Source organism: Bacillus sp. z26, assembly GCF_058313635.1.
Genome location: NZ_JBZFQM010000001.1, coordinates 801,930 through 824,812 on the forward strand (window position 1 = coordinate 801,930; position 22,883 = coordinate 824,812).

A 22,883-nucleotide genomic window follows, 5' to 3' on the forward strand; every position below is an offset into this window, starting at 1 on the left:
ATTTTATTTTATCAAATTCTGATTATTTTTACAAGTCGGATTTTGTTTTTGAGACCTTTAGGCTAAGTTCTTTAAGCTGGCTATCTGATACTTCACTAGGTGCATTAGTCAACAGGCAGCTTGCGCTTGCAGTCTTAGGAAATGCAATCGTATCACGCAAGTTAGTACGGCCGGATAACAGCATAACTAAACGATCCAATCCTAACGCAATTCCGCCATGTGGAGGTGTACCGTACTCAAATGCTTCCATCAAGAAACCAAATTGTGCATTTGCATCTTCAGGTGTAAATCCAAGAACCTCAAACATTTTTTCCTGAATATCACGTTCAAAGATACGTAAGCTTCCTCCGCCCAATTCATATCCATTTAACACAAGGTCATAGGCAATTGCTTTTACTTCACCAGGGTTTTCATCAAGTAATGGAATTTCTTCTCTAACAGGCATTGTGAATGGATGGTGAGCCGCATAGTATCTGCCATCCTCTTCTTTATATTCAAGCAATGGCCAGTCAGTTACCCATAAGAAATTAAATTTACTATCATCAATTAGATTTAATTCTTTACCTAATTTATTTCGTAAACTGCCCAATGCATCTGCTACAACAGATTTTTTATCTGCAACAAACAGCAGCAAGTCTCCAGCTTCAGCGCCAGTAACCTCGATTAACCCTTTTCCATCTTCATCTTGGAAGAATTTCGCGATTGGTCCTTTTAGACCTTCCTCCTCCATCTTCATCCAGGCAAGGCCTTTTGCTCCATAACGGGCAGCAAATTCGCCCAAAGCGTCAATGTCTTTTCTGGAATAATTGGAAGCAGCTCCTTTTACATTTAACGCTTTAACCTGTCCGCCTGATTCCACAGCACCCGCGAACACTTTGAAGCCTGAATCTTTAACTACATTGCTCACATCTATTAATTCCATTGCAAAACGCGTATCTGGTTTATCGGAACCATAACGGCTCATCGCTTCATCATACGTCATTCTCGGTAATGGTAAAGGAAGGTCAATTCCTTTAACATCTTTCATAACTTTTGCCATCATGCGTTCAGTCAAGTCCTGAATATCTTCCTGGCTCATAAAGCTTGTTTCAATATCGATTTGCGTAAATTCAGGCTGGCGGTCTGCACGCAAATCCTCATCACGGAAACAACGTGCAACTTGATAATAGCGTTCAATTCCGGATACCATCAATAATTGCTTGAAGATTTGTGGAGATTGTGGCAATGCATAGAATTCGCCCTCATGCACACGGCTTGGTACTAAATAATCACGTGCGCCTTCCGGAGTACTCTTTGTTAAAATAGGTGTCTCTATATCAAGGAACCCTTCTCCATCCAAAAAGTCACGGATTGCTTTTGTCGCTTTATGTCTCATTTTAAATGTTTCAAACATAACCGGACGGCGAAGATCTAAATAACGGTAAGATAAACGAAGATCCTCAGATACTTCTTCGTTATCCGTAATCGCAAATGGAGGTGTTTTGGATTCGTTAATAATTGTTACCTCTTCTGCCTGCAATTCAATACTGCCCGTTTTAAGGTTCCTGTTTATCGTTCCCTCTTCACGCGCCACAACTTTTCCCCGTACGCTCAATACATACTCACTTCTGATTTTTTCAGCGAGACCTAGGGCTTCAGGTGATAAATCTGGGTTAAATACAACTTGGACAATCCCTGTACGGTCTCTTAAATCGATAAAAATCAACCCGCCAAGGTCACGTCTTTTTTGGACCCACCCTTTGACAGTGATTTCTTCTCCGATTGCTGTTACCGGTACTTCCCCGCAAAAATATGTTCTTCCGTACACTGTAAATTCCTCCTATTATCTTCCCAGTTTAGTTTTTAATTCTGTTAGTAATTCCGCGAGACCAACTTGCTGCTGCTCACCAGTTTGCATATTTTTCAAAGATATTTTATTCTCTTTCAGCTCATCTTCTCCGAGGACAGCCACAAATTTAGCATTTACACGGTCAGCCGCCTTAAATTGTCCCTTCGCTTTTCGATCGGAATAATCCTTTTCAGCTGAAATCCCATTGCTGCGTAACTCATCTACCAGTTTTACAGAGTAATCCTTCGCTTCATCACCAAGTGACACGATAAAACAATCTACTCTTTTTTCTACTGGCAGCTCTATCTTTTCGGCTTCAAGAGCTGCTAATAATCTTTCAATACTTAGGGCAAATCCAATGCCTGGAGTTTCCGGGCCCCCTACTTCCTGTACAAGCCCGTTATAACGACCGCCTCCACAAAGGGTTGTAATCGCTCCAAATCCTTCAGAGTCCAGCATAATTTCGAAAGCTGTATGATTATAATAATCAAGCCCCCGAACCAGGCCCGGGTCCACGACATATGAAATTCCGATTGCATCCAAGTATGCTTTCACCTTGTTAAAATATTGAGTAGACTCTTCATTCAAATAATCAATAATGGAAGGTGCACTCGCCATTAATTCGTGATTGCGGTCCTCTTTACAATCCAAGATTCGCAACGGATTGCGTTCCAATCGATTTTTACAGTTCGGGCAGAACTCTTCAATACGAGGCTTAAAGTGTGCAATCAAAGCTTCTCTGTGTTTAGCACGGCTTTCTTTATCTCCGAGGCTGTTTATGACAAGCTTTAGATTCTTTAACCCTAACTTTTTGTATATATTCATCGCTAGAGAAATCACTTCAGCGTCAATCGCCGGATCGGAACTTCCCAAGGCTTCAACACCAAACTGTACAAATTGTCTGAAGCGCCCAGCTTGTGGACGTTCGTAGCGGAACATCGGTCCAATATAGAATAACTTAACCGGCTGGATCGCATTTCCGTACATTTTATTCCCTACAAAGGAACGAACAACGGCTGCTGTACCTTCCGGACGTAACGTTAAGCTTCGGTTGCCCTTATCCGTAAAGGTATACATTTCTTTTTGCACAATATCCGTCGTATCTCCTACACCTTTTTCAAATAACTCCGTGCTTTCGAAAATCGGTGTGCGTATTTCTTGATACTGATACAACGAACAAATTTCTTTAGCTGCTTCTTCAATATACTGCCATTTTTCTGATTGACCAGGAAGGATATCCTGGGTACCCCTTGGTATTTGGACGGCCATATCAAATTTCCTCCTTAAACTGCAATCTATAAAAAATTCAAATTGGCATGGCTTGGTAATTTTAGGTAAAATAAAAACAACTCCCAGTCCCATGCATATGCAAGGGACGGGAGTTGTTGCCCGCGGTGCCACCCTAGTTGGAACTTTTATAAGCTCCCACTTTTACAGTTAACGCCTGTTTAACGTTCATCCCCTACTAGAACTTACGTTTTTTCAGGGCGAAACCTACGGTGTGTTCGTTCATAAAGGCACATGCAGAAGTATTTTCAGCCTAAGATACTTCTTCTCTGTTCATGTGTGATCTAAATTACTCTTCACCATCATTGGTATGTAATATATGTATTTTTATTTAATTAATATTACGAAGTAACTTCCTTATTGTCAACCCTTAAGAACGCTCAAGTTTCTTTTTTAATTGTTTCACATCTCTGATAGACAGTCCAAATTCCGAAGCAAGCTCCATCATCGAATTATTCTGCTCCTTAATCAAAAAATCATGAAAATCCACACCGAATAGTTGATTACTTGCGTTTTGTGTAATGGATCCTTTTTCGCTGTATCTCATATTATTACACCCCTTATTTTTTTAACTACAGATTGTCTTACTCAGTATTCCCGACTGGCTAATGTAACTTTCATAAAAAATATTTTTTCTTTTTCAATTGCAATGATCTGAATAAAAAAGGAGCGATCTCCATTTTGATAAAACAAGTAATCGTTTTTTTAGGAATAATAATTTTAGTCTTGCCAATGAAAAACACCAGCCTTATCGCACATGCATCAATGGACAAAATCGTGGTTAGTGAGCATTCCGCTTATGTCCGGGCAGGTCCGAATATAAATGATCTAATTATCGATGAGATACATTCAGGCAGCATCTATGATGTTGTAGAAACAGATGGCAATTGGATCAAATTTCAAGTGAATGGCAAAAAATCGGGCTGGGTTGCTAATTGGCTTGTAACAGGCTATGAAGAAGCGGAGCTCTCATCAAATTCTGGCGTTGTCACTGCTGACGGCCTACGGATTCGCAATGGTCCCGGTATGGATTTTGAGGTACTTGGTAATCTTTCCATCGGCACAATCATCCAGATCTCCGGGGTACAAAATGGCTGGATCTCTTTTACCTATGATGGGAATTTGGGTTGGGTGAACAGTAAATATATTCATCAGAGTCTTTCGCAAAAAGCCGCAAAGAATATCCGGATTACAGCTTCCGCTTTACATGTACGGACATCTGGAAAGGCAAATAGTCCGCGCATTGGTACAGTAACGAAAGATCAAATTTATGCCATTCTCGACAAAAAGGATAATATGTATAAAATTCAGCTGCCATCTAAAAAAGAAGGATGGATACCAGTTTGGTATGCAGAATTAGAGGATGCACAGGATTTGATTCACCAAAGAAGGGATTCATTAAAGGGAAAAACCATTATATTGGATCCTGGGCATGGAGGTACTGACAGCGGGGCATCCGGACCGGCCGGTACACTAGAAAAGAACCTAACTCTTTATTCCGTAAAACTGGCATATGAAAAGTTAAAAATGGCCGGGGCAAACGTGATCATGACACGCTCAAGCGATCGATATGTAACATTGAGCGCCAGGGCCAGCCTCTCCAATATGAAGTCAGCTGATGCCTTTATCAGTTTTCATTATGATAGTAATCATATTGGCAATAAAAGTGGCATAAAAACGTATTATTACTACGCTTATCAAAAGAAACTGGCCGCAACCATCCAAAAGTACTTATTCCAAAATAACACTCCTTTAATCAATCAGGGCATTAAGCAGAGTAGCCTTCACGTGCTACGCGAAAATCGGCATCCGACTATTTTACTGGAATTAGGGTATATCAATAATCCTGCAGAGGAGGCTCATATTCAAACGGAACAATACCAAGAGACGATTACGGACGGTCTTGTTGACGGGCTAGCTGCTTACTTTTCTAAATAAGTACTTTTATACGCAAAAAAAGCACCTCCTTTGATAGATTTACATCTAACAAAAGAGGTGCGTTGGTTTAAGAATGGATTTCTTTTTATTTCATTTTTTACTTTCCAGAATAAGCGTTACAGGACCATCGTTGATAAGCTGGACATCCATCATTGCTCCGAATTTACCAGTCTCAACTTTCACCCCTTTTTCTCTTAGCATATCATTAAATACTTCGTACAATCTTTCCGCTTCATCCGGTTTGGCTGCTGCCATAAAGTTAGGGCGCCTTCCTTTGCGGCAATCACCATACAAAGTAAATTGTGAAATTGATAAAATTTCGCCGCCCACATCAAGTAATGAATGGTTCATCTTCATATTTTCATCTTCAAATATCCGGAGATGAATAATTTTATCAGCAAGATAGCGGCAATCTTCTTCCGTATCTTCATGTGTGACTCCAACCAATAACACCAAGCCTGAAGTAATTTCGCCGACTGTTTCACCGTTAACACTCACTGATGCAGCCTTTGATCGTTGCAATACCACTTTCATTTTCTTGACCCCTAACTCATAATTCGTCTTACAGAATAAATATCGGAAATTTGTTTAATACGATCTACTACCCTTTGTAAATGGCTTACATTATAGATGGAAATGGACATAGTAATCGTTGCACTTTTATTTCGGTCCGTGCGTCCTGAAACAGCCGTGATATTCGTTTTTGTTTCATTCACTGCCTGAAGCACTTCATTTAGCAAGCCGTTGCGGTCAAATCCATTTATTTCGATGTCCACATTATATTCTTTTCGAACACTCTGATTACTTTCCCATTCAACTGGGATGATGCGTTCTACGCTTTCTTCATCCAACACATTGACACAGTCAGCCCGATGGACTGAAACACCGCGTCCTTTAGTGATATACCCGACGATTTCATCACCTGGAACCGGATTACAGCAGCGCGATAATCTGATTAGCATATTGTCAATTCCTTTGACACGTACTCCGGAATCTCTCTTCTTCGTTTTCGGGATCATCCGTAACTCTGATACGGCATCAATCAAACTTACTTCCTGATCCTTCTCTCTCTTTTTACGAAGCTTATCCGTTAACCTCGTCGCAATTTGGGCTGCTGTGATTCCGTTATAGCCCACTGCTGCATACATATCGTCTTCATTGGCAAAATTAAATTTTTCTGCAACTTTCCGTAAGTTCTCGGTTGTGCACACTTCTTTTACCTCAAAATCCATTGCCTTGACTTCTTTATCAACCAATTCTTTGCCTTTTTCAATATTTTCTTCTCTGCGTTGCTTTTTAAAGAATTGTCTGATTTTATTTCGAGCTTGTGAAGTTATAGCCAGCTTCAACCAATCCTGACTTGGACCATATGAATGTTTAGATGTAAGGATTTCAATAATATCCCCGGTTTTCAGCACATAGTCCAACGTAACCATTTTTCCATTTACCTTGGCGCCTATCGTTTTATTACCGATTTCTGAGTGAACACGGTAGGCAAAATCTATCGGTACGGATCCTTTTGGAAGCTCATACACATCGCCTTTTGGTGAAAAAACAAAAACCATATCTGCAAATAGATCCAATTTAAGAGATTCCATAAATTCCTCTGCATTGGTAGATGCGTCCTGGAATTCAACAATCTCTCTAAACCAATCCAATTTTTTATCCATACGTTCGGTTGAAGTTAAATCTTTGCCTTCTTTATATGCCCAATGGGCTGCAATTCCAAATTCAGCTGTTCGGTGCATATCTGTCGTCCGGATTTGTACCTCCAGAGGTTCACCCTTCGGACCAATTATAGTCGTATGAAGCGATTGATACATATTTGCTTTCGGCATGGCTATATAATCTTTGAAACGGCCAGGCATCGGCTTCCAGCATGTATGAATGATACCAAGAACTGCATAACAATCTTTAATACTATTTACAATGATACGCACGGCCATTAAATCATATATCTCTTCAAACTGCTTATTTTGAATCGCCATTTTTCGGTAGATACTGTAAATATGCTTCGGTCGACCGAGTATATCAGCCTGAATAGATACTTCATTCAGCTTTTCCTTCATTCGGACAATGACATCAGATAGATATTCTTCTCGTTCCGCCCTCTTCTTTTTCATCAAATTCACAATTCGATAGTATTGCTGTGGATTTAAATAGCGAAGGGCTGTATCTTCGAGCTCCCATTTAATTGTTGAAATCCCAAGTCTATGCGCAAGCGGAGCAAATATTTCAAGCGTTTCATTAGCAATTCGGCGTTGCTTTTCAACAGGCAGGTGCTTCAATGTGCGCATATTATGCAGCCTATCTGCCAATTTAATCATAATGACACGAATATCCTTAGCCATTGCTATAAACATTTTCCGATGATTCTCAGCTTGCTGCTCTTCTTTTGACTTATATTTAATTTTCCCAAGTTTCGTTACACCATCAACCAAAAGGGCTACTTCTTCGTTAAATGTTTCCGTAATATCCGCAAGTGTTATAGTAGTATCTTCCACTACGTCATGCAAAAATCCGCTCGCAACCGTAAATGTATCCATCTCTAAATCAGTCAGGATCGCAGCTACTTGAATCGGATGAATAATATATGGCTCACCCGATTTACGGTATTGCTCCTTATGAGCTTCTTTTGCGAATTCATACGCTTTTTCTAAAAATGCCACATCTTTTTCATCCATATACCTTCTTGCTTTATCAAAGACCTGCTCAGCCGTATAAATTTGCTCATTTGCCATGAAATCACCTTTTTACTCCGTATTTCCACGTTTCTGCTTATAATTATTATCTATGTTAAACCATATAGGTTAATCGTCAAAAAGAGGATTGTTTCTATTATCATCAAAAAAAGTTTTCTTGTAAAGTAAGGAACGAGATTTAATCTGATATTTCGCTAATATTTGCACTTGAATAATATAAAAAGCGCTCTAATAAATAGAACGCCATTACTATATGCTTAATATTCCATTAATGTGAGGATATCATAACCGGCAAGTTTTTTTCTGCCTTCGAGATACGTTAACTCAACTAAGAATGCTAATCCAGCCACAATTCCGCCAAGCTCTTCAACCAATTTAATAGTCGCTTCCATCGTACCGCCTGTAGCCAATAAATCATCTGTAATTAAAACTCTCTGACCTGGTTTAATGGCATCTTTATGGATGGCCAACACATCTTTGCCGTATTCCAAACCATACTGAATCTTAATTGTTTCTCTTGGCAGTTTGCCTTCTTTACGCACTGGTGCAAAACCGACTTCCATTGCATAAGCAACCGGGCAGCCAATGATGAATCCACGTGCTTCCGGCCCTACAATAATATCAATTTCTTTTTCCTTAGCAAACTTTACAATTTGATCAGTCGCATATTTATATGCTTTCCCATTATCCATAAGGGGAGTAATATCTTTAAATTTAATCCCCGGTTTCGGCCAATCCTCTACAATCTGTATATATTGTTTTAAATCCATTGCTCAGTTTCCTCCTTGTTTTCCTTACGGGAACGAATCAGGTTGCTGAAGAATTGATATAGCTGATTGAATGGCGCGTATAAAAGCTCTTGTTCCAGTGCCATTCTCGCTTGTCTTTCCTGATAGGTTTTCGAATCCTGCAGATCCCGTTTCATACTAGTTCTTACCAAATCGATGAGTCCGTTATTTATTGTAACAAACTCCAGTTCAAAAAACACCTTTGTCATAAAATCAATGTTTTCTTTAGACCAGCCTTTATGAATCATCAGCCTGGAACGCAAATCATCAAATTGCATTGGTCCCTTTTTAGCCAGCAATGCATAATACCATTTAAATTGGTCTCTTGTTGGAAAAGCTGAAAAATAATCATTTTGAGTAGTCCGAAAGTAAATATACACCCTTTTTGGCATTTCTCCAATGAAAAGTTCTTCTAGTATATCTTTTTGTGCAGGCAAATCTGCTAAAATGACATGATAACCATCTAACGATTCCTGTTTGGCGGCTTCTAAAGAAGGTATATAGACAATTTCATCCTCATTAGTATATTCCGGCAGCCACTGCTTACTCTCTTCATTGAAGAGGATAAATTTACGTGGCTCCGGTACTGCCTGTACGTGAATTCTACCATTGCCGCTTCTGCAATCAAATAATTGCCAATTCTCAACAGCGATATCCTGTAATAATAATTGAGGCTTCTTCACATTATTCCATTCATTTATAGCTAGTTCACCAATGACCGATACACTTGCATGAGGAGACAAGTGATCCATAATTTCTCCCAGTCCAAACCCAATGCTGTCTAAGCCTATTCCGCTTTGCTCAATTTGAAGTTTAAGATGCGTCTTATCCGCACCTATTTTCCGGGAAGATGTCACAATGGCATCCTCAATTAAGATCTTCGGCTTTGGATTTTGCATTCCATATGGAGCAAGCTGGGTCATTTGTTGGATGAGAGGTAAGGAAATTTCATTGAGCGGAAGTAATCCATCTACCTCTGTTACAGGCTGGAAATCATCTTCGGTCAGTGTTTGATTGGCCTGATCAATCAGTCGTTTCCTTAATTCCTCAACATCTTCTATTTTCAGTGTCATCCCAGCAGCCATTGGATGCCCGCCAAAATGAGGAAGCAGTTCTCTGTTCAAAGATAAGTTCTGAAAAAGATCAAATCCTCTAATACTACGTGCCGAACCCTTTGCTGTTCCCTTTTCACGATCAATACTTAAGACAATCGTTGGCCGGTAATACTTTTCCACAAGCTTACTGGCTACAATTCCTACAACTCCAGTATTCCACCCTTCCCGGGCGATAATCAGAACCGGATTGATTTCAGGTGGATAATGTTTCTCCACTTCCTCAATAGCTTCCTGTGTCATTTCTTTTACAATCGATTGCCGCTCTTTATTCAGCAAGTCTATTTCATCTGCAATTAAATTGGCTTCTGTCTGATTTTCTGTAAGTAAAAGCTGTACGGCTGGATCTGCTGACTCTAATCTTCCTACAGCATTTATTCTTGGCGCCAATCCAAATCCGATGGAATCCTCGTTAAATGCTTCTCGCTGAATGCCTGCTTTTTGGCAAAGTGCAATGATACCTGGTCTGGTTGATTTTTTTAATGCCTGAATTCCTTTAATAGCAATCAATCTGTTTTCATCATGAAGAGGAACCAAGTCAGCCACGGTTCCAATTGCAGCAATCCCAATCAACTCTTCAGGCAATTCTCCTAATAAAGCATGGGCCAGCTTCATCGCCACACCGGCACCGGCTAACTCAGAAAATGGATATGTTTCACCAGGTTTCTTCGGATGAAGGATCGCCAGTGCTTCAGGTAAATCCGGACCTGGTTCGTGGTGATCTGTTACAATATAATCCATTCCCAATTCTTTAGCTATCTGTGCTTCACTAATAGCTGATATACCGCAGTCTACCGTGATAAGCAAAGTAGTACCCTGTTCTTTAATGGTTCGAAAAGCTTGCTCATTTGGACCATAGCCCTCTGTAAATCGATTCGGAATATACCATGACACACGCTCAGCCCCCATTAGTTTAAGAGCAAGCATTAAAATTGTTGTACTGCTAACACCGTCTGCATCATAGTCTCCAAAGATAGTGATTTTTTCATCATTTTTTACAGCTTTCACAATCCGCTTCACAGCTTCTTCCATCCCGGATAGTAAAAAAGGATCGTGGAAATCTTGCTGGGCAGCATACAAAAAAGACCGTGCATCTTCAACGGTCTTTATTCCTCTGTTGACCAATAAAGTAGCCACAATACGCGGCTGTTTAAGTTCTTGCATAAATAAATTTATAATCGTTTCATCAGCCTTTTTTAAAAGCCAACGCGTTTTTGACTGTAACATATTGTCACCCCTGACCTCTCTATTATAAAAAATATCAAACAAAGGTTCAATGAGTGATTCCAAATATTTATTATTTCGGCTGAATATAGGATTCATCCTCTGCTGACTCATTTAAACTCGGATGTTCTTTTTTTAGTTCTTTCAACTGTTTAGTCAAAGTGACAATCCGTACGGCCATTACTGAGCCGACAATAACACCACCCATGGCAACAGACCCTAAAATGACTAAAATCAAAGGCCAATGTGCCGTTCCAAAAACATAATTAACATCTACTTTATCTACATTGACAACGGCAAAAATAGCCACAATAATAGCAAAAATGATTCCAAGTATTACGTACCATTGAAGTTTTTTCATGTTTCGTACTCCTTTCATGAAGCTTTTAGTTGGAATATAACAATTTAGATTAAGAATAAACGTATATTGTATTAATTCCCTTATCTCAAAAGGAGGAAACATAATGGGAGGGAATGATTACAAGTCTATTATTCACCCATTTCATTTCTTACATACTGATTTAAATTCCAGCATATGTTCATCAAGAAAGAATAGAAAGACACTATTACTTCCGTTGACAATCCTTATAAAAAACTACCCCATTCCAAAAGTGTGGAATGGGGATTTGTTTTGTTGGATTACATTATACTTGCGGTTCATCTGTGTTAACACGTTTTTCTTTGTATGTCTTGATAACACCTTTTTTCTTCAGCTCTTTGCCTTTTAAGATGCCATATATAGGTGCTGCAAGCAAAATAGAAGAATACATACCTGTTACCAAACCGATTAGTAGAGCAAAGTTAAAATTAAAGATTGATTCGCTTCCAAGGAACATCATCGCCAACACGGTAATTAATACGGTTAATACTGTATTGATAGATCTGACCATTGTTTGACGAACACTGATATTAATAATCTCATTAATTTCTTCCTGAGTCTTAATACGTTTTTTCATTTGCATATTTTCTCTAATACGATCAAACGTAACGATTGTATCATTAATCGAGTATCCAATAATAGTTAATACAGCAGCTATAAATGTTAAGTCCACTTCAATTCTAAAAATACTAAATACCGTTATAATCATAAACGCATCATGCAAAAGCGCCAATATAGAAGGAAGTGCCATTCTCCATTCAAAGCGGAGCGTTGCATAAATAACAATACCAATTGAAGCAATTGCTACGGCAATCATCGCATTTTTGGCTAACTCCTTACCAATAGTCGGGGATACCGTACTGATATTTGGATTATGTCCATACTTGGTATCAAAGTATTTGTTTAAATCAGCTATTTCATCTTTTGAAAAGACATCTTTTGTCCGCACGACAGCCGATTTATTATCCACGCCTGCCATAACGATATCTTGTGATTCAATTTTGTTTTCAGTAAGATCTTTTTGGATTTCCTCTACTGTTAGTTCTTTATCAGCATTGATTTGAATTCGGGATCCGCTGGAAAAATCGATACCTGTATTTAATCCATTTATAAATAAGGATCCAATTCCAATCAAGGTTAACAGAATTGAAAAGATAAAAAATTTCTTAGCAGGCTTAATGAAATCCCATTTATCAAATTTGGTAGGTAAGTATTTATCCTTTTTAAATTCATTTAGGTTATGGATTTCGCTTTTCTTAACCCCGAACCAGCCTGGCCGGTTGTTAAGGAAGTTACTGTTCACCCATAAGCCCATAATTAATCTTGTCCCATACACAGCCGTTATAAAACTGACTAATATGCTGACAATCAAACTGGTCGCAAAACCTTTGACTGAGCTTATTCCGAAAAAGAACAAAACAGCCGCTGCAAGTAAGGTTGTAATATTAGCATCCGTGATTGTGGCTAAAGAGTGCTTATTCCCCTCTTTATAGGCTGCCTTAATGGACCGTCCCTTACGAATTTCATCCCGGATCCGTTCATTGGTAATAATATTTGCATCAACTGCCATCCCTACCCCTAGTATGAGGGCAGCTATACCTGGCAATGTAAGAACTGCATTCATCCAATCAAATATGAGAATGACTAAATAAATATAGGCAGATAATGATACAACCGCAATCGCGCCTGGGAAACGGTAATAAGCAACCATAAAAATAAAGATTGCCAAGATCCCAACAATTCCGGCTAAAACCGTTTTATTTAATGCTTCTTCACCGAATTTAGCACCGACCGATGTTGAATAGATTTCATCTAGTTTAACCGGCAGGGCACCAGCATTTAAAATTTCAGCGAGGTCTTTAGCCTCTTCTACAGTGAAGTCACCTGAGATGACGGCTGTATCTGAATTAATCACTTGATTCACATTTGGTGCAGAAATAAATTTAGGATCTTCTTTTGTTATCTCTTCTTTATAGGAGTCTTTTCCTTCTTCAAAATCCAGCCAAATAGCTAACTGATTCTCTGGAGCCATGGCTAATACTTCACTTGTAACCTGTCCAAATTTATCTGCATCTTTTAATTGGACCTGTACAATAGGCTGATTTGTTTGACTATCAAAGGATTGGCTCGCTCCTCCTTCTTTTAGATCCCCGCCATCCATTTTCACTTTATCGTTCACATCACGAAAAGTTAAATTAGCTTGCGTTGAAAGAAGTTCCCTTGCCTTCTCTTGATCATCTACACCTGCAAGCTGTACTCGAATCCTATTTCCGCTTTCAACTTGAATACTCGGCTCACTGACACCGAGAACATTGATTCTTCGGTCCAATGCACTGGCAGTAGCCGCCATTGCTTTTTCATCAATTTTCTGTCCATCTTTAGCCGGCTCAACTTTATAAAGAACTTCAAACCCGCCTTGTAAATCAAGGCCCAGCTTAATATTATGCATTATATTAGACGTTGTTCCACCAAGGGTAACTCCTAATACGATTACAATAAGGAAGAAAGCCAGGATTCTACTTCTTTTAACCATTATGTAAATAGCCTCCTAATCAAAATTTCCCGATTGAAGCAGCATGGAAGGACGCTACTTTAATAAAACATAATTTTCCGATATATTCGGTTCCTAAGTTTTATTCCAGTTGTTTCAATCTTTAAAATTTAATTTTACCGTTCTTATTATGAAAGATAGAATACAAAGTGTCAATTTGATTCGACAAAGATTGGTAATTACGGTTTGGGTAGATATCACTTTATCTTATTGAAAAATCAGGAAAATAAATCTCTGAATTCTCCCAGACCGGAAGCCATATTTTTCTTCATAGCCTCTCCTTCTCGTAATGCCTCCATGGTTACATAGTTCATAAAATCTGCCACTTTAATACTCATAATATCCTGAAAAACTTCATGTGACCGTATTTCAAGATTTGGTTTCTTCCACTTTTTCTTCGTCAAATACATCCAAATATCGTTTACTTCAACTTCTGGATAACCTAACAACTGAAATTCTTCCTGTTTACTTTCTAAAGCGAGTATCATTTCTGAACGAAATTTCTCGTACGGATGCTGTTTGTCCAATTTCATCGTCCTCCAACCTTCAATTTCATGGATTTCACACTTTATTGTGTGAAGCTTGTCATGGTTAGTCCATTTGCATGCATATAAATAATTGTATATGATTGCTGCTCGTTTGAGAAGGAGGGAGGAATTGAATGTCCAAGTTTATTAGGGGGACTGTAATCTTATTGATTGCAGGATTCATTACAAAGATTTTAGGATTTATAAATCGAATCGTGATTGCCCGCTTTATTGGTGAAGAGGGTGTTGGTCTATATATGATGGCCTTGCCATCATTATATTTAGTTATTGCTGTGGTACAGCTTGGGATGCCAATTGCCATCTCAAAATTTGTGGCAGAGGCATCATCAAAGGGGGATCATCAAAAAACGAAGAAAATACTGGTTGTTTCCTTATGCGTAACAGGAGGCCTATCGCTTATTTTCACTCCTCTGTTATTTATGCTTGCTCCCTATCTATCAACACATGTCTTTACAGACTCCCGTACTTTACTGCCGTTATTGGCAATCGCACCAATCGTTCCAATTACGGCTGTTTCAGCGGTCTTGCGCGGATACTTTCAAGGGAAACAAAATATGAAGCCGTATGCTATCTCAAATATTATTGAACAAGTTGTACGTATTTCGATGATTGCAGCAATGACGAAAGCCTTTTTACCCTATGGAATTGAATATGCAGCTGCAGGTGCCATGATTGCTTCAGTCATTGGAGAAATTGCCTCTTTGCTCTATTTAATGTTGATGTTTAAATTCAAAAAGAAATTTAAGCTTAGAAAACAGTTTTTCAGCTATGTTTCATCTGGTAAAGATACACTAAAGGAGCTTTTATCAATCGCTATTCCTACTACAGGGAGCAGAATGATTGGGTCAGTTACGTGGTTTATCGAACCGATTGTTGTGGCAAGAAGTCTTTTGGCAGCGGGGGTTGCGACAGGCATGGCAACTGCACAATATGGTGAACTGGCAGGATATGCTGTACCATTGCTCATGCTCCCTTCCTTTATCACCCATTCGCTTGGAACCTCATTAGTTCCTGCTGTCAGTGAAGCCTATTATAAAGGCAATATCAAACAAGTGATTCACCGATTGCAGCAGTCACTGCGATTTGCCTTTTTAAGCGGTTCTCTTGCCCTCGTTACTCTGTATGTATTGGCTGAACCAGTCATGCAGGTCATGTATCATAATAGCCATGCCAGTATATATGTAAAATTTATGGCACCCTTTTTTTTACTCTTCTTCTTCCAGGGCCCCTTACAGGCTACTTTGCAGGCCCTAAATATGGCCAGAGCGGCGATGTTTAACAGTCTAATTGGATCAGTCATAAAAATCATCCTTATTATAACGCTCGTAACCCAGCCGAATATTGGGATTATGGGAGCTGCTATCGCCATTTGTGTATCTACAGTTTTGGTTACACTTTTACATTTTGCTACCGTTATGAAGAAAGTCCACTTAACGATTTACTTGCACGAATACATTATGGCTCTCGTCGTCATGTCCATTTCTGGATTAATTGGACATATGCTCTTTGAACAGTGGTCAGTCGGAGTCCCATTAATCCAACGTTTAATTCTTTCTGCCGCTGTTATTGTAACTGTCTTTGCTATAGGCTGTTTATTAACAGGCTTAATACGAAAAAAGGAAATCAGAAGAGTCCCTAAGATTGGTCCTCTTTTATCTAAATTAGCTTTATTCCCATAATAATCCAGATTAATCCTATTTAATAATGAATAATTCACCGTCTTCTATACTGCAAAAGAAGATCTGTTTTATATTTGAATATCCTTTTTTCGCCAACTCTTGCGTGAGCCAGCTTTCTGATTTTCCAATCTCTTTTAGATTTTGCTTCTGGATTATTCCATCTTGAATAAGTGGAAAGACGAGACCTGGCTTCCCATGCTTTTTGTTTGTTTCCTTCTTGTAGATCGACAATTTCCCTGAAGGCTCAAAGATCGCGTATTCAACATCACTCATTTTCTCTACTTGCTCGTCACGTAATTGCATAAGCAAATCATCAAAATTATAACGCAGCTTTCTCATTGCATTTTTATCAATTCTACCTTTATGAATAATGATAGATGGTTTTCCATCAAGCAATTTACGGAAGAATGGCCATTTAAGTGATATAAAGGCAAACGTAATTTGAATGATAGATAAGGTCGCTATTGGTAAAATCGATTTCCACATACTATCGTCTTGATTTTCAATTGCTATAACAGCTATATCTGCCATCATCATAAAAACAATTAAATCAAGCAGACTAAGTTCCCCTATTTCCCGTTTTCCCATAATTCGAAAAACCAACAAGATAATCAAGTATATAAGGCCCGTACGACCCATAATTTCAAGTAAACCGAGCATCCTTTCTCTCCCCTTTAATCACATGCTCCAATTAGTGTGCAGTTAAAATGCAAAAAATAGTCATTTAATTAACGGGTTGTACAAAAAATCATTCTAAAAAAAATTGCTCAGAATAAATTATGTATAAAGACTTGAATAGACTTAAAAGGGGTTGATTCTAATCGGAACGAAAAACATGGGTTCAGCCATCATGTATGGGGTTGTAACTATCTTTATTATGGCTGCTTCGTTTAGCTTATTATTTTCATTACTGCTCAGATTCACCAGTATTTCCGAATCTTCATTAACGTACATCATCATGGCTCTTTCTTTTTTAACTTTGTTTATTGGAGGTTTTATATCCGGCGGAAAAGGAAAAAAGCAAGGATGGCTGCTCGGAGGCGGTACAGGCCTTATCTATACCTTAATTGTTTTCCTCTATCAATACCTAGGCCTTGAGAGCGTTTTTACATCCAGGCAGCTTATCTATAATGGCTGTTTTATTATTACAGCAATGATGGGCGGTGTATTAGGTGTAAATATGAGTGGAGGGTCTTCAAGAGATTAAGAAAAAACCTAGCCTTATGGCTAGGTTCTCTTTTTTACATATTAATTTTCTACCACTGGACTCTCTTTTTTCTCAACCAATTGGGAAATAGATCTTCTCTCAAATGTTAGACGAGAACCATCTGGGCTCTTAATGATAACAGTGCCGTCATTAATTGAATCTACAGTTCCATGAAGACCGCCAATCGTCACGACTTTATCGCCTCTTTGCAAGGCAGCTTGCATTTGATCAGTAGCTTTTTGTCTCTTTTGTTGAGGACGAATTAATACAAAGTAGAAAAACACCAACAATAAGATTGGTAACAAAAATTGTGATAGTACCATTTTATTTTCACTCCTTTCGACGCTTTATAGGAACGGTTAGAAGTTTTTTGCGTTTGGTTTATTAAACCCGTAATTCTCAAAAAATTCTTCCCTAAAGTCTCCAAGCCGATCTTCTCTGATAGCTTGTCGAACTTGCTCCATTAAGTTTAGCAGAAAATATAGATTATGATAAGAGGTTAAGCGAATTCCGAATGTTTCGTCACATCTGATAAGGTGGCGAATATACGCTCTTGAATATGTTTTACAAACATGGCAGTCACAATTCGGATCCAATGGACCAAAATCCAAAGAATATTTGGCATTCTTAACCACTAATCTTCCTTCAGATGTCATCAATGTGCCATTGCGGGCAATTCTCGTTGGCAATACGCAGTCAAACATATCAATCCCACGCATTGCTCCATCTATTAAGGAGTCCGGAGAACCTACACCCATTAAATAACGTGGTTTATCAGCCGGTAATAATGGAGTCGTGAATTCAAGAGCACGGTTCATTACATCCTTCGGTTCACCTACACTCAATCCGCCAATTGCATATCCCGGGAAATCCAAGGATACTAAATCTTTGGCACTTTGGCGGCGGAGATCTTCATATTCTCCCCCTTGTACAATACCAAATAAACCTTGATCATTTGGTCTTTCGTGTGCCTTTAGGCAGCGTTCTGCCCATCTGGAGGTTCTCTCAACCGATTTCTTCATATATTCGTGTGAAGCTGGATATGGAGGACATTCGTCAAATGCCATCATAATGTCAGATCCTAAAATATTTTGGATTTCCATCGCCTTTTCAGGAGATAAAAATAATTTATCGCCGTTTAAATGGTTACGGAAATGTACGCCTTCTTCTTCAATTTTTCTGAATTGACTCAGACTGAATACTTGGAAACCGCCGGAATCAGTTAAAATCGCACGATCCCAGTTCATAAATTTGTGCAATCCACCGGCAGCTTTAATCACTTCTGTACCAGGGCGCAACCATAGGTGATACGTATTACCCAAAATAATATTGGCACCCATTTGCTTTAATTCTTCCGGTGACATCGTTTTAACTGTAGCCAAAGTTCCTACAGGCATAAAAGCGGGTGTTTCAAAAGTTCCATGCGGTGTATGGACTCGTCCCAAACGGGCTCCTGTTTGTTTACATGTTTTAATTAATTCATAACGGATTGCTGTCAATCTTGATACTCCTCTCAAAAATCTTACTTAATAAACATTGCATCGCCAAAGCTAAAGAATCTATATTGCTCACGAACAGCTGTATTATAAGCATTTAATACATGTTCACGCCCTGCAAGTGCACTGACCAACATAATTAATGTGGACTTAGGCAAATGAAAATTCGTAATCATTCCATCAATCGCTTTAAATTCAAATCCTGGATAAATAAAAATGTTAGTCCATCCGCTCGCTTCAGCAAATACACCATTATAATCTCTCGCAATTGTTTCAAGGGTACGCGTGGAGGTTGTTCCTACCGAGTATATTTTGCCTCCCTCATCCCTAACCCGATTTAGAAGCTCAGCTGTTTCAGCATTCATTTGATAAAATTCTGAATGCATATCATGCCCTTCAATTGTATCGGAGGAAACCGGACGGAATGTTCCGAGCCCGACATGAAGCGTAATAAACGCTAAATGAACACCCATTTCTTTAATCTCGGCAAGAAGTTCTTGCGTAAAGTGCAATCCGGCTGTTGGCGCGGCTGCCGACCCTTCTTCTCTTGCATACACGGTTTGATACCGGTCCTTATCAGATAGCCTCTCTTTTATATACGGAGGTAAAGGCATTTCACCCAGTTCCTCTAATACTTCATAAAAGATACCTTCATATTTAAATTCAAATTCTCTGCCGCCATGCTCCATCTCTTTTACACAAACAGCTGTAAGCTGGCCATCTCCAAACACAACCTCCGTTCCAACTCGAATACGTTTGGCTGGTTTGGCAAGCGTTTCCCATACATCCCCTTTGATTTGTTTCAAAAGAAGAAGCTCTATATGGGCACCTGTATCCTTCTTCTCACCATGCAGTCTGGCCGGCAATACTTTGGTATCGTTTAGGACAAGGCAATCTCCAGGTTTTAAAAATTCTTTAACATGCTTAAACTGGGTATGATCCAGATGACCTGTTTCTTTATCGAGGACCATCAGCCTGCTTTCTTCACGTTTTTCAAGCGGGGTTTGAGCAATTAATTCTTCAGGTAAATGAAAATCAAATAAATCTACTTTCATGGTGACACTTCCATTTCTTTAACTAGTAATCAAGCAGCGCGCATTGTGGTGGATACTTGCCCATCCATAAGCCAACTGCTTCATGCTTACCATTCATGTGGACTGGCCTCAACATCTATTCCTTTAAAAAATCGGTATAGATGTATCATCTCGGAACAACCATTCATTTAAAACGGCTGATGATATAAAATAATCCAGATAATAAAATACTGACAATAATAGATGTCATAATCGGAAAATAAAATGTAGTATTTCCTTTTTTAATCAGAATATCACCAGGAAGACGTCCTATTTTAATGTATTGCATGAGAAAACCAACCACAAAAATGGCCACACCTATCATCATAATCGTTTTTGGCAAATGATTCATGAATTTGGCACTTCCATATTAAAGTGGCGATAGACGTGTTCCGTCACAATACGGCCGCGAGGGGTACGCTGCATAAATCCAATCTGCATCAAATAGGGCTCGATTACATCTTCTATTGTGCCAGATTCTTCACCAATTGTGGCTGCAATTGTATCCAGTCCCACAGGTCCACCTTTAAACTTCTCTATGATTCCGAGCAATAATTTTCTATCAATCTGGTCAAGTCCAACTTTATCAACCTGCATCAGTTCCAATGCATAATCAGCTAATCCATATTGAATATCTCCGTCGCCTCGTACCTGTGCAAAGTCACGCACTCTCCTAAGCAGCCTGTTTGCGATCCTTGGAGTTCCCCTTGAACGGCGGGCAATTTCGTTCGCTGCTGTTTCTTCAATCACGATGTCCAGCACTTGGGCTGTACGTGTAACAATCTCCTGTAATTGAGACTCTGAATAGTACTCCAATCTGGAAATGACTCCGAAACGGTCACGTAACGGCGCTGATAAAGCACCAGCCCTTGTTGTGGCACCCACAAGGGTAAAAGGAGGCAAATCCAATCGTACAGAACGTGCACCCGGTCCCTTACCGATTACGATATCGAGACAAAAATCCTCCATCGCAGGATAAAGTACTTCTTCAACGGACTTTGGCAGACGATGAATTTCATCAATAAATAGAACCTCACCAGGTTGAAGAGAGCTTAATATAGCAGCTAAATCGCCGGGACGTTCAATAGCAGGTCCTGAGGTTGTCCGAATTTGCACTCCCATCTCATTGGCTATGATTGTGGCTAAAGTCGTTTTCCCAAGTCCAGGCGGTCCGTACAGCAACACATGATCAAGCGCTTCTTCTCTCATTCTGGCTGCTTCAATAAAGACACGGAGATTTTCCTTTACTTTATCTTGCCCGATATATTGTTCAAGTGAATGGGGTCTCAGACTAAATTCAAACGCCTCATCCTGATTTTGTGCCTGCAGGTCCATGATTCGTTCATCCAAATTTCTCCACCTCCTATTTCAACATAAGCTGTAATGCACCTTTAATATATTCCTCTGTCGTTTTCTCTTCTTTTTCAAGCTTCGGCACTACTTTTTTAACTTCCTTCTCAGAATAACCAAGTGCCTGTAAAGCAAGCAATGCTTCCTCCAATGCTATATTCTTGGTTGAATAACTCAATTCTTTGCCATCTGCGGTTTGGAATAAATCAGGGAACGCATCTGGGGAAACATCCTCAAGTTTTCCTTTTAAATCAAGAATCATCTGTCTTGCTGTTTTCTTCCCGATACCCGGGAATTTAACAAGAAATTTTTCATCCTCAGCTTCAATAGCCTCCACGACCTGATCGACTCTTCCGCTCGCAAGTACAGCCAGCGCACCCTTTGGCCCGATGCCTGTGACATTCAATAATTTAATAAATAATTTCTTTTCTTCTCTTGAATTAAAACCGTACAGTGCCTGTAAATCTTCCCGTACATAATGGTGTACATAGATTTTCTTTTCCTCTTTTGTACCGGAAAACACAAACGGATTTGGCGCATGAATTAAATAACCAATCCCATTCGCTTCGACTACTATATATTCAGGACAGACATAGTCTATCCGACCTTTAATAAAATCGTACAACGTCTACCTCTCCTCCAATTCGACTGTAAACCATTGTACCACACTACAATTAACCATCATACACCAGCAGCACAAATGTTTGATTTTTGAGCGAATGATTTTTAAAGTGAACGTCTAAAAGAGCTGTCGCAAAATGAACGATCAGCTCTTTTAAAAATTATTAAAGCTTTTTGGAAGCGGGGGTTGAATAATTTTTATATACTTCTAAAAACTTAAGATATCTTTCTTTGTTTACAATTTTTACACCACTTTGCAATTCCGATTTTTTATTAGTCTCCAGCTTCTTCAAATCAATTTGATAGAAAGATTGGATGATTTGTTCCTTAGCGGGTTTACCGTTAAAAATCGTAATCGTACCATCAGATTTAATTCCAAAATATCCGTTCCCCTTTAATAAAGGAGAAATATCATCAACATATGTTTGGAACACAAGCTGCTCGTCATTTTGATCTACCAATAGCCACTTATCATATTTTCTCCAAAAATCATCCATTGAAATGATGGTTTCTTCAATTTTTTCTTCGCTCATCTCTCCATCCAAATAAACACGCTGAAGTATGACTGTTCGCTGGATTGGAGCCATACCAAGGACCGGACTATCCTGACCGTAATCGATTCTATCCGCCATACCTGCGTGATCATTCATACCTGGGATAGCCATCAAACACAACAAACACGCTACCAGGAATAAGTACCGCCCATTCATCTAACCCACCTCACTAGGATGTATAATCACAACTCCCCAACAGTATCCCCAAAAAAATAGAAAGTAATACAAAGTGCTGAAGGGACTGTTCAGCTCCGACAAGCATAAGGAGAGGCGCGTAGGGAGGTGTCTTTTCCTCCCGTAGTGGCTATCCTTATGACCTCGAGGAGCTAGGAGCTGAAGCCGGATTATACGAAAAGCTGAAGGGCCTTGAATTAAGGAACGAAGACTAAATTCGCCACGTCCTGTTGGCAACGTCTTCATGACCTACATCATGTAGGCCCGCGAGGAGCATAAGACAGAGGCACGTAGGGGATGTTCCTCCCCCGCAGTGTCTATACTTATGTCCTGAGCTTCTAGCCACTGAAGCTGGATCATACAAAGTGCTGA

21 protein-coding genes and 1 other annotated feature are annotated in these 22,883 nt (G+C 39.3%); of the genes, 3 read left to right on the forward strand and 18 right to left on the reverse strand.

Annotated elements, in window-relative coordinates; translation table 11 throughout:
- Positions 1-28: 28 nt before the first annotated feature.
- From aspS to AC4G3K_RS03815, 3 genes are all read right to left on the reverse strand, one after another.
- Positions 29-1,807: an aspartate--tRNA ligase gene (aspS, locus tag AC4G3K_RS03805; RefSeq protein ID WP_491132516.1), complete on the reverse strand. Its 1,779-nt coding sequence runs from the start codon at positions 1,805-1,807 to the stop codon at positions 29-31.
- Positions 1,808-1,822: 15 nt separating this feature from the next.
- Positions 1,823-3,097: a histidine--tRNA ligase gene (hisS, locus tag AC4G3K_RS03810; RefSeq protein WP_491075957.1), complete on the reverse strand. Its 1,275-nt coding sequence runs from the start codon at positions 3,095-3,097 to the stop codon at positions 1,823-1,825.
- A 99-nt stretch (positions 3,098-3,196) separates the two neighbouring features.
- Positions 3,197-3,430, reverse strand: a binding site (T-box leader).
- A 55-nt stretch (positions 3,431-3,485) separates the two neighbouring features.
- The gene (locus tag AC4G3K_RS03815) at positions 3,486-3,662 is read right to left on the reverse strand and encodes a hypothetical protein (RefSeq protein WP_491132517.1); all 177 of its coding nucleotides are present in this window, start codon (positions 3,660-3,662) and stop codon (positions 3,486-3,488) included.
- Between the two features lie 134 nt (positions 3,663-3,796).
- Here AC4G3K_RS03815 and AC4G3K_RS03820 point away from each other — a divergent pair, with 134 nt between their 5' ends.
- On the forward strand, positions 3,797-5,053 hold the full coding sequence (locus AC4G3K_RS03820; RefSeq protein ID WP_491132518.1) for an N-acetylmuramoyl-L-alanine amidase family protein: 1,257 nt from the start codon (positions 3,797-3,799) through the stop codon (positions 5,051-5,053).
- A 90-nt stretch (positions 5,054-5,143) separates the two neighbouring features.
- Here AC4G3K_RS03820 and dtd read toward each other — a convergent pair whose 3' ends face one another.
- The 7 genes from dtd to AC4G3K_RS03855 form a co-directional block, all read right to left on the reverse strand.
- Entirely contained in the window at positions 5,144-5,587 is a 444-nt protein-coding gene (dtd, locus tag AC4G3K_RS03825) for a D-aminoacyl-tRNA deacylase (protein WP_491075960.1), read from the reverse strand.
- Positions 5,588-5,598: 11 nt separating this feature from the next.
- On the reverse strand, positions 5,599-7,794 hold the full coding sequence (locus AC4G3K_RS03830; RefSeq protein ID WP_491075961.1) for a RelA/SpoT family protein: 2,196 nt from the start codon (positions 7,792-7,794) through the stop codon (positions 5,599-5,601).
- A gap of 218 nt (positions 7,795-8,012) precedes the next feature.
- Positions 8,013-8,525 carry an adenine phosphoribosyltransferase gene (locus tag AC4G3K_RS03835; protein WP_491075962.1) on the reverse strand — a complete coding sequence of 171 codons (513 nt, stop codon included), beginning with the start codon at positions 8,523-8,525 and terminating at the stop codon, positions 8,013-8,015.
- Complete coding sequence (gene recJ, locus AC4G3K_RS03840; RefSeq protein ID WP_491132519.1) at positions 8,516-10,882, reverse strand: single-stranded-DNA-specific exonuclease RecJ; 2,367 nt, start codon at positions 10,880-10,882, stop codon at positions 8,516-8,518. Before recJ ends, AC4G3K_RS03835 begins: the two co-directional genes overlap by 10 nt.
- 70 nt (positions 10,883-10,952) lie before the next feature.
- Positions 10,953-11,240, reverse strand: a complete 288-nt coding sequence (locus AC4G3K_RS03845; RefSeq protein WP_491132520.1) for a LapA family protein — start codon at positions 11,238-11,240, stop codon at positions 10,953-10,955.
- A gap of 283 nt (positions 11,241-11,523) precedes the next feature.
- The gene (gene secDF, locus AC4G3K_RS03850) at positions 11,524-13,791 is read right to left on the reverse strand and encodes a protein translocase subunit SecDF (RefSeq protein ID WP_491132521.1); all 2,268 of its coding nucleotides are present in this window, start codon (positions 13,789-13,791) and stop codon (positions 11,524-11,526) included.
- 236 nt (positions 13,792-14,027) lie between these two features.
- On the reverse strand, positions 14,028-14,342 hold the full coding sequence (locus AC4G3K_RS03855; RefSeq protein WP_491075966.1) for a post-transcriptional regulator: 315 nt from the start codon (positions 14,340-14,342) through the stop codon (positions 14,028-14,030).
- 128 nt (positions 14,343-14,470) lie between these two features.
- Between AC4G3K_RS03855 and spoVB the strand changes: the two genes are divergently transcribed.
- The gene (spoVB, locus tag AC4G3K_RS03860; RefSeq protein WP_491075967.1) at positions 14,471-16,036 is read left to right on the forward strand and encodes a stage V sporulation protein B; all 1,566 of its coding nucleotides are present in this window, start codon (positions 14,471-14,473) and stop codon (positions 16,034-16,036) included.
- A gap of 15 nt (positions 16,037-16,051) precedes the next feature.
- Here the strand turns inward: spoVB and AC4G3K_RS03865 are convergent, their stop codons facing one another.
- Positions 16,052-16,696 carry a DUF421 domain-containing protein gene (locus AC4G3K_RS03865; RefSeq protein ID WP_491075968.1) on the reverse strand — a complete coding sequence of 215 codons (645 nt, stop codon included), beginning with the start codon at positions 16,694-16,696 and terminating at the stop codon, positions 16,052-16,054.
- A 151-nt stretch (positions 16,697-16,847) separates the two neighbouring features.
- Here AC4G3K_RS03865 and AC4G3K_RS03870 point away from each other — a divergent pair, with 151 nt between their 5' ends.
- Positions 16,848-17,243, forward strand: coding sequence for a TIGR04086 family membrane protein (locus AC4G3K_RS03870; protein ID WP_491075969.1), 396 nt, complete (start codon positions 16,848-16,850; stop codon positions 17,241-17,243).
- A 41-nt stretch (positions 17,244-17,284) separates the two neighbouring features.
- On the opposite strand, the gene yajC is transcribed toward AC4G3K_RS03870, so the two are convergent.
- The 7 genes from yajC to AC4G3K_RS03905 form a co-directional block, all read right to left on the reverse strand.
- Complete coding sequence (yajC, locus tag AC4G3K_RS03875) at positions 17,285-17,566, reverse strand: preprotein translocase subunit YajC (protein ID WP_491075970.1); 282 nt, start codon at positions 17,564-17,566, stop codon at positions 17,285-17,287.
- 36 nt (positions 17,567-17,602) lie between these two features.
- Complete coding sequence (tgt, locus tag AC4G3K_RS03880; RefSeq protein WP_491075971.1) at positions 17,603-18,742, reverse strand: tRNA guanosine(34) transglycosylase Tgt; 1,140 nt, start codon at positions 18,740-18,742, stop codon at positions 17,603-17,605.
- A 23-nt stretch (positions 18,743-18,765) separates the two neighbouring features.
- On the reverse strand, positions 18,766-19,794 hold the full coding sequence (gene queA, locus AC4G3K_RS03885; RefSeq protein WP_491132522.1) for a tRNA preQ1(34) S-adenosylmethionine ribosyltransferase-isomerase QueA: 1,029 nt from the start codon (positions 19,792-19,794) through the stop codon (positions 18,766-18,768).
- Between the two features lie 163 nt (positions 19,795-19,957).
- A complete protein-coding gene (locus AC4G3K_RS03890) occupies positions 19,958-20,164 on the reverse strand; it encodes a DUF2905 domain-containing protein (protein ID WP_491075973.1) in 207 nt (68 codons plus the stop codon).
- The gene (ruvB, locus tag AC4G3K_RS03895; RefSeq protein WP_491132657.1) at positions 20,161-21,147 is read right to left on the reverse strand and encodes a Holliday junction branch migration DNA helicase RuvB; all 987 of its coding nucleotides are present in this window, start codon (positions 21,145-21,147) and stop codon (positions 20,161-20,163) included. The genes AC4G3K_RS03890 and ruvB overlap by 4 nt, the downstream gene beginning before the upstream one ends.
- Before the next feature lie 28 nt (positions 21,148-21,175).
- Positions 21,176-21,787, reverse strand: a complete 612-nt coding sequence (gene ruvA / locus AC4G3K_RS03900) for a Holliday junction branch migration protein RuvA (RefSeq protein WP_491075974.1) — start codon at positions 21,785-21,787, stop codon at positions 21,176-21,178.
- A 160-nt stretch (positions 21,788-21,947) separates the two neighbouring features.
- Positions 21,948-22,493, reverse strand: a complete 546-nt coding sequence (locus AC4G3K_RS03905) for a BofC C-terminal domain-containing protein (protein WP_491075975.1) — start codon at positions 22,491-22,493, stop codon at positions 21,948-21,950.
- Positions 22,494-22,883 lie beyond the last annotated feature (390 nt).